Origin of the sequence: Streptomyces misionensis, from assembly GCF_007896895.1 — a bacterium.
In the GTDB taxonomy this organism is placed as follows: Bacteria; Actinomycetota; Actinomycetes; order Streptomycetales; family Streptomycetaceae; genus Streptomyces; species Streptomyces misionensis_A.
In genome coordinates this window covers 28,668-29,787 of record NZ_VOGW01000012.1, presented here as the reverse complement: position 1 = coordinate 29,787, position 1,120 = coordinate 28,668, and the positions used below count along the sequence as shown (strand labels likewise).

Sequence of the window (1,120 nt, the reverse complement as noted above, 5' to 3'; positions counted from 1 at the left end):
CGGTCCGCAGGGCGCCCGGGGCGGGGCGGGGGCGGGGGGGGCGGGGGCCGGGGGCCCTCCGGCCGGCGGCCGCGACCCGGGGGGGCGAGGCGGGGCGGCGCCCGGTTAGGGGTGGCGCACGGCGGCGGGGCGCGCCTGGGGGGCGGCCTCGGGGACGTGTTCGTCGGCCGGCACGCCCGGGGGGGCGGCGAGGCCGCGCGGGGCCCGAGGGGGCGCGGCGGGCGGTGCGGGGGGTCCGGAGCCGCCGGTGTGGTCCGCTGCAGGGACCCGTGCGGCTGCGGGGTGCACCGGGCGGGGGGTGGGGGCGGCGGCGGCGACCACGGCGGCCAGTTCGGGGAGCACGGGGAGTCCGTCGCCGGGCAGCGGCGGACCGTAGCGGACCGGGCCGTGACCCTCGGGGTCCGTCCGCCGCATGTCGCCTCCGCGCAGTCCGTGGTGCCGTCCGGTGCGTGTCCCGGCCGTGCCGGACGCTGCCCGAGGGGTGGCAATGGGTCGTTGGGTCTGTCGGGTCGGTCGAGGGTCCTCGGGTTGGTGTGTACCCGCTGGACGAAAATCCATGGGCGGGACGGAAGTTGTGCGGATCACACGTCGGCGGACCGGGCTCCCCGGCGGGTCCGGACGCGACCGTGGATCCGGTAGCCGGCGCCCGCGCAGGCGGCGGCGACGAGGACACCGCCGGCGGCCAGGGCGGGGGCGGACGTGTCGAAGGTGCCGCCCGTGCCGGCGGCCACGCCGTGCTGCGTGCCGGCCGGAACGCAGTCCCCGCCGTCGTCGGCGTCGTCACCCTCGGCGCCCTCGGCCCCCTCGGCGCCGGAGCGGGGCTCACGGCAGGCCTCCTCGTCGTCCTGGCAGGCACCGCCCCGGGCGCACTCGCGGTCCTCGTCACCGCAGGTGTCGTCGCCGGTCCCCGTCCTGCTCCCGCCCCCGGCGCACTGCCGTTCGCCGTCGGCGCACTGCTGCCCCGTCCGGCACCCGTCCTGCCCGTCGCAGGTCTCGCCGGCCCGGCACCGGCCGCCGCTCTGGGCGCACGACGTGCCCTGCGCGCATCCTTTCTGCGTGTCGCCGCAGGACTTGCCGTCGGCACAGGTGCGCGGGTCGCCGCAGGGCTTGCCCGGGGTGC

1 protein-coding gene and 1 pseudogene are annotated in these 1,120 nt (G+C 80.4%); both read right to left on the bottom strand.

Translation table 11 applies throughout. The annotated features are described in order from the left end of the window. Positions 1–105: 105 nt before the first annotated feature. A complete protein-coding gene (locus FRZ03_RS01920) occupies positions 106–414 on the bottom strand; it encodes a hypothetical protein (protein WP_146463356.1) in 309 nt (102 codons plus the stop codon). A 167-nt stretch (positions 415–581) separates the two neighbouring features. Then, positions 582–1,120: pseudogene (locus FRZ03_RS38760) on the bottom strand (hypothetical protein); the annotation flags it as partial.

Coding starts and splice junctions, on each gene's coding strand:
- FRZ03_RS01920 (WP_146463356.1), bottom strand. CDS start 414: ATGCGGCGGACGGACCCCGAGGGTCACGGCCCGGTCCGCTACGGTCCG.